The following is a 9,212-nucleotide window of genomic DNA, read 5'->3' as shown; positions in this document are numbered from 1 at the left end:
CGTTCCGATGCCCGTTAGGAACGCGGTAGGAGCGGGCGGAGCTGTGCATTTGGGTGCTATGCAAACCAAAAAAGGAGATACGAGAACTATAACGGTTTTCTCTCCTCCGATAATCTTTATAAACTTAAACGGAACTACTCCCTACAGTTTTAGAGATTTGACGCCTCTTGCAAGTTTGATAGCCGATTATGCGGCGTTCGTGGTTCGAGCGGATTCAAGGTATCAAACCATTAACGATGTTATGGAAGCCTTAAAAAGAAATCCAAAATCTGTAAAAATTGGAGGACTTTCTTCCGTAGGTTCTATGGACCATATTCAGTTTTTGATTATAGCTAAAGCCGCTGGAGTCGATAATCTTAATCAAATAGATTATATTTCTTTTGACGATGACGCCGCTACTCAAGTATTGGGAGGACATATAGATTTATTCTCCACAAGTTTGGCGGATGTTATGGGACTCGTTGAAAGCGGAGATTTGAAAGTTTTAGCTCAAACTGCCGATAGGAGAATAGGAACGGGAGTAAAAGGACAGATACCGACATGTATAGAGCAGGGAATAGACGCCACTTTTGTTAACTGGAGAGGTTTATTTGGCGCGCCAGATATGCCCGAATACGCTTTCAATTATTGGACAAACGCTTTGGCTAAATTGAAAGATACTCAAGAATGGAAAGATGCATGCCGTCAATTTGACTGGGATGAATATTATCTTGATTCCGCTGACTTTGTAAAATTCTTGGAAAAGAACGAAGAAGATTATAAAGTCATAATGCAAGATATAAATATGTTAAAACAAAATTAAATTACAGGCTCGGTAAATAAATAATAATCATATTTGCCGAGCCTTATTAAGAAATAAGAAAAATAAATAAAAGATAAAATTTTTAAGGAGAAAGTATGACAATTAATTTAGTGTCTTCAATAATAACTATAGCCGTAGGATTAACCTATATGATAATGGCTTTTAATTTTCCCGATGCTACAGTAGGGCGTCCAATGGAACCGAAAATTTTTCCAATAATGTTGGGTATAGCTTTGACGATATTAGGATTGGCTTTACTAATACAAGAATTAATGAAAATTCAAAAAAATAAAGATAAGGAAACTATTAAATTAAGTTTTGGAAATAACGGAAAGAAAATAGCGATTACCGTTGTAAACGCGATAGTATATGCCATACTTTTTAATATATTAGGTTTTGTATTATCCACCATTATATTCCTTGAAGTGGAACTTCTAATATTTGGCGGTTTGAAATCATGGAAAGTTTCTACTATAGTATCCGTTTTATTCAGCGTTATAGCTTTTATAATATTCAATACATTATTGGGTTTATATTTGCCTAAATTAGGACAATATTTTTAATTAAGGGAGAAGATTATTATGGAAAGTTTGAAATTTTTAGCGGAAGGTTTTACCGTTGCAATACAGCCTATAAATATTATGTGGGTTACGCTTGGAGGCGTTTTAGGAACTGTTATAGGAATGCTTCCGGGACTTGGACCAGCAACGGGCGTAGCAATATTACTCCCTCTTACTTTTACTATGGGACCAGTCGCAGCTTTAATAACTATGGCGGGAGTTTATTATGGAGCTATGTATGGCGGTTCGAGAGCTTCTATTTTGATAAATACTCCGGGCGATGGAGCTGCCATTGCCGCTACTTTTGACGGTTATCCTATGGCTCTTCAAGGTAGAGCGGAGCAAGCTTTGGCTATTTCTGCTATAGCTTCGTTTATAGGGGGGATGATTGCCACAATTATAATGACATTTGTCGCGGTTCCAGTATCTCGTTTTGCCTTAAAATTCGGTCCCGCGGAATATTTTGTATTATTTTTATTTGCATTATCCGCTACGGCGTCTATGACGGAAGGAAATCCTATAAAAGGTTTTATTTCAATGATTTTCGGACTTATGGTAGCGACTATAGGAACGGACCCTCAATCTGGCGTTAATAGATTTACATTTGGAATCTTGGAGCTTCAATCTGGTATAGACTTTTTAATTATAATTATAGCCATGTATGCTTTAGGCGAAGTATTAAAGAGTTTCAGACATATAGAAGAAGGCAAGAAAAAGATGCAAACGAAATTTGGCAAAATATGGATAAGTATGGCTGAATGGAAAAGATGTATATTGCCTATAATAAGAAGTTCGCCTTTCGGTTTTATAATAGGCGTATTGCCCGGCGCTGGCGGAACTTTAGCCGCTTTGATGAGTTATAATAATGAAAAACAGCTTTCAAAACATCCCGAAGAATTTGGCAAAGGCGCTATAGAAGGAGTCGCCGCTCCAGAAGCCGCTAATAACGCCGCTTCCGTTGGAGCTTTGATTCCAATGTTAGCTTTGGGAGTTCCAGGTTCGGGAACTACAGCCGTTATGATGGGAGCGTTGCTTATGTTAGGATTGCAGCCAGGTCCCGCTTTATTTACCACTCAAACTCATATAGTATGGGGATTAATTGCAAGTATGTTCGTAGGAAATATAATACTTGCCGTGGTGAATATACCTTTAGCGGGGCTTTTGGTTAGAGTGCTTTCAATTCCTCCTAAAGTTTTATATCCTATAGTTTTAGGATTAACTTTTATAGGAACTTACGCTATAAGCTATACTACGCATGATTTTTATATTCTAATAATATTCGGTTTAATAGGATATTTTATGGGCAAGGCGGATATTCCGACAAGTCCTATGGTTTTGGCGGTTATTATAGGAAACAGTATGGAACAATATTTTAGAAGAGCTTATAAAATTTCAGACGGAGATATTTCTATATTTGTTCGCTCTCCTATATGTATTATATTGTTATTGCTTACTATAGCGTCTATACTCTATCCCGTAATAAAATCTATTTATAAGAAAAAGATGCAAGGCGAAAAACAAGAAAATTAGATTATATAAACTATCAATTATTAAATAACCGTCTTCTTTTTAGTAAGGCGGTTATTTTTATAATTTAATAAAATCTTTCTTACTTTCAAAATCTTTTTTATCGTAGTCTTTAAGAGGAATTTTATTTCTTATAGCTCCGTAAATTGTGGGAACTATAATCAAAGTAAATATTGTCGATATTGAAAGTCCGCCAAGTAAAGCGATTGACAAAGGTTTATACATTTCGTTTCCGCTCTCTGAACCCAAAGCCATAGGAAGTATTCCGAGTATTGTAGTTAATGTCGTCATAAGAATTGGTCTTAATCTTCTATTTCCCGATTCCAACGCGGATGCATCTCCGTTTATATTTTTTTCACGCATAATTTGATTCATATAATCGATTAAAACTATTCCGTTATTTACAACTATTCCGACTAAAACTATGCAACCAATCGCGCTGTATGCGCTTAAAGTCGTTTTCGATATAAACAAGGCGATTAAAGAACCCGCAAGCCCGAAAGGGACCGATAAAGCTATAATAAAAGGAGCGATAAAAGATTCGAATTGACTCGCCATAATAGAGTAAACCAAAACTAAAGCCAAAATCAAAGCCAAAATAAGCTGATTAAAGGCTTCGTTCATATCCTCAAAATCTCCCGCATAATTTATTGATATTCCCGCTGGAACGAATATTTGATTATTCATTTTATCTTTAATTTCCGTCATAACTTCGTTTAAAGGTTTTCCGTCAATATTCGCGTAAACAGTTGTCACTCTTTTTCTGTCTTTTCTTTCTATCATTCTCGGACCGTAGCTTTTTACTATATCGGCTATCGAAGAGAGAGGAATCAAAACTCCGTTTACGGGAACGCTTATTTTTTTAACATCTTCAATAGTTACTTTATCCGAATTTTCAAGTTGCACATTCACATCGATATCCGTCCAATCGGAATTTTCTGGCGTTATCGTTGTCGCCGTAGAACCCGCGAAACTCGTATTTATTATTCTCGCGATATCGTTTACTTTAAGCCCCATTTTTGCCGCAACATCTCTATTTACGAATATTTGCAATTCTTTATTCGAGTCGTCTTCTTCGAGCCAAATATATTTTACTGCGCTAATATTTGAAACTTCTTTCACAATTCTGTTTCCAAGTTCTTCCGATTTAATCAAATCGTCTCCGAGCAATTCTATTCTTAAAAATTCTCCTCTGTCTCTATTTCCTCTCATAGAGCCTAAAGACCAAATATTTATCGTGCATGGATACACGGAAAGTTTATCTCTTATAATATTTATATATTCGTTTATATTTTTTACTTTTCTGTAGCTTTTGTTTTTAAGTTCCACTCTTATATTTGCCGAACTCGATTCGCTTCCGCTTCTTATTCTCGATTGAAATCTTTTTAAATCACTTTTGATTATTTCTTTAATGTCTTTTTCCATTAACGATACGAAAGATGCCGTTTGTTCGCTTTTCGTTCCAATTGGCATTGTCGCCATAATCATAAATTGTCCTTCGTCAGTTCTTGGAAATCCTTCTTTGCCTATAAATTTTAAACCCAAAATTAAAACTATTATGACGAATATAATTGACGGAATCAAAATAATTTTTTTATTTTTTATAGAAAAAGTAAGAATTTTATTGTATATATTATTTATATTCGAGTGAATATATTTGTTTATTATAATTTCAAGCCCGTAAAATATTTTTGATTTTTTAGCGCTCACGAGTCTCGCCCCAAACATTGGAACTACGGTTAATGCTACAAGTAAAGACGCTATCATAGAAATTGCAACCGTAATGCATAAATCTCTAAACATTTGACTCGTCATTCCCTCTATATACAAAAACGGAAGAAACACGGCTATTGTAGTAAAAGTGGACGCGCTTATTGCGAGAGAGACTTTATAAGCTCCGTTTATCGCGCTCGAATATTTTCCGTAGCCTTCGTTTCTGTAATAAAATATATTTTCCAAAACGACAATAGAATTATCTACCATCATTCCTATTCCCAAAACAAGCCCCGAAAGAGATATTACATTTAAAGTGATATTCATAAAATACATTAAAGTAAAAGTTATTATTATAGACAGAGGAATCGAAATAGCAATTACAGATACGCTTCTTAAATTCCACATATAAATCATAAGAACGATTATTGCAAAAAGTCCGCCCTGCCAAGCGGTAGATAAAACTCCTTTAATAGCATCGTTTATTCCGTCCGCGGTATTAAACATTATTTCGTAATTCACGCCTTCGGGAAAATTATATTCTTCCAAATTTTTTTTGACATTATTTGCGACTTCTACCGTATTCGCTCCAGATTCTTTATTTACCGCTATTGAAACCGATTCTTCTCCGTTTATTTTTACTATATTAATTTCATCGTCATAGCCTTCGTAAACTTCCGCCAAATCTCTAACTTTTATTATCGCTTTCGCTCCGTAACTATTCGTTTTTAACGCGACTGAAATATTTTTTATATCGTCTACGCTTTTTATCTCTCCCATCGTTCTTATAGTATATTTATAAAAACCATGATTAGCCTGCCCGCCTACTAAATTATTATTGTCTCTTGAGAGCGCTTCGGATATTTGATTTATATTTATATTATAAGCTTTCAGTCTATTTAAATTTGCGTCAATTTTTATCTGCCTTTTTAATCCTCCTCTCGTCTCGGCTTGAGCGACTCCTTTAGCCTGTTTGATTTTTGGGGCTATTTGATTTTCCGCTATATTATATAAAGAGGCTTTATCTTCCAAACCGTAAATTGCAACCTCCATTAAAGAAGTGTCGTCCGTTGCGAATTTTCTTATATTAGGTTTGTCGGCGTTATCGGGAAGCGAGTCGTATATTCTCTCCAAAGCCTCTCTTATATCTTCGCTTGCCTCTCTTAAATCGACTCCCCAATTAAATTCCACCATTACATCGGAAGAATTTTCTCTCGAGTAGGATGTTATATTTTTTATATTATTAACGGTTGCAACCGCTCCTTCCACAATTTTTGTAATCGATTTTTCTATCTCTTCTGGTCCCGCGTTTCTATATCTCGTATGAACGCTTATATAAGGCATTTGCATATTCGGCATAGAATCGATTGAAAGACGCGACAAACTTATCAATCCTAATATCAAAACGGATATTATTATCATAATTATTGTGATTGGTCTTTTTACAACCAAACCTATAAAAGATTTCATTTAATATTTAAACCTCGTTATATTTTAGACGAATAAGAATATAAATAAGTTTTAAATATATTATGTTAATTATTCTGAATTGTCAAAATATAGATTTTTAATATTATAAAAACGCTTGAAAAATAAAAAATATTGATTATACTTATAAGTAGAAATATTATTTAATGATTTATCGGAGGGTATTTATTATGAAACGATATTTTTATTTATTAACGGTTTTGACGCTATTCTGTTCGGTTAATCTTTTCGGACAGAATATTGGAGAGAAAACGGGAAACGCCGCTTGGGATTATATGCATGGCAGAAGTTTATTCGGGCTAAACTTCGGTCCCACTTTATGGGCGGGGATTTTCGACAGACTCGCGGGTTCGGATGTTCTTCCCATAGAAGATATGTTGATTGCAGGGGACGCCGACCTTACGGGAAAAGATATGAAGAAAAAACATTGGGCTTTTGGATTGGGATTCAGTTATGATTTCGCTCCGCTCGATTTTATGACGGTCGGACTCGATATAGGATTTTCAGTCGGACAATTTCAAATGGCTGATAATAAAGTGAGTTTTCACACTGTCCCTTGGGCTATAAACGTTAAATTTTTCTTTTTCAGAAAAGCTCCTTTTGGATTCTTCTTATCTCCAAGATTCGGAGGAACGGAATTGCGCTCGCATGGAGGACTTTATTTGTCTCTCGAATTGGGATGGAGAATACAATTATTCCCTAAAAGAGGCGCTAATTGGCCCGTTCAAGTCGGCATAGATATTTCTTTATTCGATGTCGGTTATTATGTCGTTCCTTGGGCTAATGATTTTTCAAAAATTACTCAATTTGAAACCGAAGAAGACCTTAAAAAATTGAAAATTAACACATTAAGAAATATAAGAATGTTAGCTTTGCCAAGATTGGGCATAACTATAAGATTCTAAATTTTTTGATTATAATATAATTCACGCATTCAAAAAACGGTTTATACTTAAATAGTGTGAGCCGTTTTTATTTTGTTTGGTCATTGCGAGATTTGTTTTACAAATCGAAGCAATCCACTATTAATAAAATCGATTTTAAAATAAAATTTCATTAATTTTGGATTACTTGGCGTCTGCCCGACTTTGTCGCGGACTTTTTAAGTCCTCGTAATGACTATTAAAAATATATGGTGAAACAATCTATTGTAAAAAATAAATAAAATATTAAAAATTATCTATTCGTTATGCCGATTTCAATTAAAAAATCTGTCATATAATTTGAATAAAAATTATCGTATTCTTCAAATTCTTGCATACATTTAAGAGCTATAAAGTCAACTCTTCTATTTCTGTCGGTATTTGTGTCGTATCTCGGCTTTAAGTCGCTATAAGCGTAAGTTTTTACTCTCTCTTCGTCTATATATTTTATTATATAATCTTTCGCTATCAAAGCTCTATTTACGGAAATCATATAATTGACTTTTTTACTTTTATAAGCCAAAGTGTCGGCATGTCCTTCTATAATCAATATCGCGTTTTGATTATTTTGCATAAAATTAATTACTTCGTTTAATATATAATTATAAGTATCGTTATTTTTATATTGCGTCTCGCCTATATCGTAATATATCTCGTTTTCAAATAATATCAAATTTCCTATATCTTGCTTAAGCAAATTAATTTTTTGATTTTCTTCGATTATAAAATTATATTCGCATTCCTTCTTTGGTTTTCTCCTAAAACGCAATCTCTCTTCTGGAGTAAAAAGTCTGATGCATGAAACTAAATAAAAAGCCTCAATTACAAAAAATATAAAAAATATTATTTTCTTTCTCATAATTAAAACCTTATATTTATTGGGATTACTTGAAAGGCGAACTGTTTGCTAAAAATGGAATATTCCACAGAAAACGATTGAAAAAATATATCCACATGAAAGCCCACTCTCATATCGTAATGCCAAAAATCCCTTTTATCGAAAGAAGTCGGCACATTTAAATCGCTAATCTCCAAAGTATGCCCTTGTATATTCGCGTAGCTTCCGATTCCGTTTATTCCTATTTGCGAGTCGATTATTCCGTAAGTTATATCCGCTCCGAGCGAGAAATAAGACGAAAAATATTGAATTACGGGAATTTTTTCTTTGATTTTTAAGCCGAATACTATTTTTGGACTAATCGCGTAAGCTTTCCATTTCGATTCTAAAAAAGCGTTTCCGTTAAATACGACTCCCGTGTCCGTGCCTCCGTCATAACCTAATCTTATCGGAACATAAACGTATCTTTTCTTTACGGCTAAACCTATTTTACTTTCTTCAAAATTAAAATCCGCTCTAAAATCTCCGAAGAAATATTTTGTTCTAAATAAAAAAGTTTTAAGCGAAACTCCGAAATTATAACCTATTGCCTCCACTTCCACATCGTTTATTACTTTTGCAAATAAATCCTTAAAACCGAAAGCTCCTCCGCCTCTTAAAGTAAGCGACATTGGAAAAGGTCCGAAATTAATTTGAAAATAAGCGTTTAAATGCGGAATTGGAACATATTTTACCGCGTCGGATATAGATTTATAATCGCTTATCTCGTCATATTCTTTTTCTTCCGTTTCGGCGATAACGGGATAAGTTACCGCTCTTTGAATATCGAAAATCGGAGTGTCGACATAAAGATTTACTCCAAAACTTCCTATTGGCGTATGCATAGGAATTAAAAGCCCGTTATTGTTTCCAGAGTTTGCGTTGAAAGAAATTTTACTTTTTAGAGAATTCGCTATTAATTGCGTGGTTTCAAGTTGCATACTCGCCGCTTCCAAAAAACCCATTGTAGTTCCGAATATAAGTATAAGGTTTTCGTTAGTTTCGGTATCAAGCATTTTTGCAGGGTCTCTTGCAATCGCCAAAATCTCTCCAAAACTTAAAGTTCCTTTCCATTGCTGAAATAAATTTTCTATTTGAATATTTGAAGTTAAATTGCTTATCGTCTCGTCCGAAAGATTTGTATAAAGTCCCTCGTTTTTCAAATAGATTTTCAAAAATTCGTCATAATTTTTCGGAGTCGGGAACGAAATAAAACCTTGCGAATAAAGATTTACGCCGATTATAAAAAATATAATTAACTTTATCAATTTAGATTTAATCATTTTCTCTAATTATCGTTAAATTATTAAATTATTAAATTA

Annotated in this window: 7 protein-coding genes; 4 read left to right on the top strand and 3 right to left on the bottom strand. The window is 34.0% G+C overall.

Features of this window, described 5'->3' with window-relative positions; translation table 11 throughout:
- The 3 genes from EZH24_RS03680 to EZH24_RS03670 form a co-directional block, all read left to right on the top strand.
- Positions 1–802, top strand: an 802-nt coding sequence (locus EZH24_RS03680) for a tripartite tricarboxylate transporter substrate binding protein (RefSeq protein WP_137997777.1), incomplete at its 5' end; no start/stop codon positions are given.
- A 95-nt stretch (positions 803–897) separates the two neighbouring features.
- Positions 898–1,365 (top strand): tripartite tricarboxylate transporter TctB family protein, encoded by a 468-nt coding sequence (locus EZH24_RS03675; protein ID WP_137997776.1) that lies wholly within the window; start codon positions 898–900, stop codon positions 1,363–1,365.
- An 18-nt stretch (positions 1,366–1,383) separates the two neighbouring features.
- Complete coding sequence (locus tag EZH24_RS03670; RefSeq protein WP_137997775.1) at positions 1,384–2,892, top strand: tripartite tricarboxylate transporter permease; 1,509 nt, start codon at positions 1,384–1,386, stop codon at positions 2,890–2,892.
- A gap of 57 nt (positions 2,893–2,949) precedes the next feature.
- Here the strand turns inward: EZH24_RS03670 and EZH24_RS03665 are convergent, their stop codons facing one another.
- Positions 2,950–6,072, bottom strand: coding sequence for an efflux RND transporter permease subunit (locus EZH24_RS03665; protein ID WP_137997774.1), 3,123 nt, complete (start codon positions 6,070–6,072; stop codon positions 2,950–2,952).
- Positions 6,073–6,260: 188 nt separating this feature from the next.
- Here EZH24_RS03665 and EZH24_RS03660 point away from each other — a divergent pair, with 188 nt between their 5' ends.
- Positions 6,261–6,995: a hypothetical protein gene (locus tag EZH24_RS03660; RefSeq protein WP_137997773.1), complete on the top strand. Its 735-nt coding sequence runs from the start codon at positions 6,261–6,263 to the stop codon at positions 6,993–6,995.
- Positions 6,996–7,266: 271 nt separating this feature from the next.
- Here the strand turns inward: EZH24_RS03660 and EZH24_RS03655 are convergent, their stop codons facing one another.
- Positions 7,267–7,872, bottom strand: coding sequence for an OmpA family protein (locus EZH24_RS03655; RefSeq protein WP_137997772.1), 606 nt, complete (start codon positions 7,870–7,872; stop codon positions 7,267–7,269).
- Between the two features lie 2 nt (positions 7,873–7,874).
- Positions 7,875–9,173: a hypothetical protein gene (locus tag EZH24_RS14775; protein ID WP_170310832.1), complete on the bottom strand. Its 1,299-nt coding sequence runs from the start codon at positions 9,171–9,173 to the stop codon at positions 7,875–7,877.
- Between the last annotated feature and the right edge of the window lie 39 nt (positions 9,174–9,212).

It is taken from the genome of Brachyspira catarrhinii, assembly GCF_005518285.1.
Classification (GTDB): domain Bacteria; phylum Spirochaetota; class Brachyspiria; order Brachyspirales; family Brachyspiraceae; genus Brachyspira; species Brachyspira catarrhinii.
Note: the sequence above shows the minus strand (reverse complement) of the source record. Positions and strands in the feature narration are given on the sequence as shown.

Coding starts and splice junctions, on each gene's coding strand:
- EZH24_RS03665 (WP_137997774.1), bottom strand. CDS start 6,072: ATGAAATCTTTTATAGGTTTGGTTGTAAAAAGACCAATCACAATAATT.
- EZH24_RS03670 (WP_137997775.1), top strand. CDS start 1,384: ATGGAAAGTTTGAAATTTTTAGCGGAAGGTTTTACCGTTGCAATACAG.
- EZH24_RS14775 (WP_170310832.1), bottom strand. CDS start 9,173: ATGATTAAATCTAAATTGATAAAGTTAATTATATTTTTTATAATCGGC.
- EZH24_RS03655 (WP_137997772.1), bottom strand. CDS start 7,872: ATGAGAAAGAAAATAATATTTTTTATATTTTTTGTAATTGAGGCTTTT.
- EZH24_RS03675 (WP_137997776.1), top strand. CDS start 898: ATGACAATTAATTTAGTGTCTTCAATAATAACTATAGCCGTAGGATTA.
- EZH24_RS03660 (WP_137997773.1), top strand. CDS start 6,261: ATGAAACGATATTTTTATTTATTAACGGTTTTGACGCTATTCTGTTCG.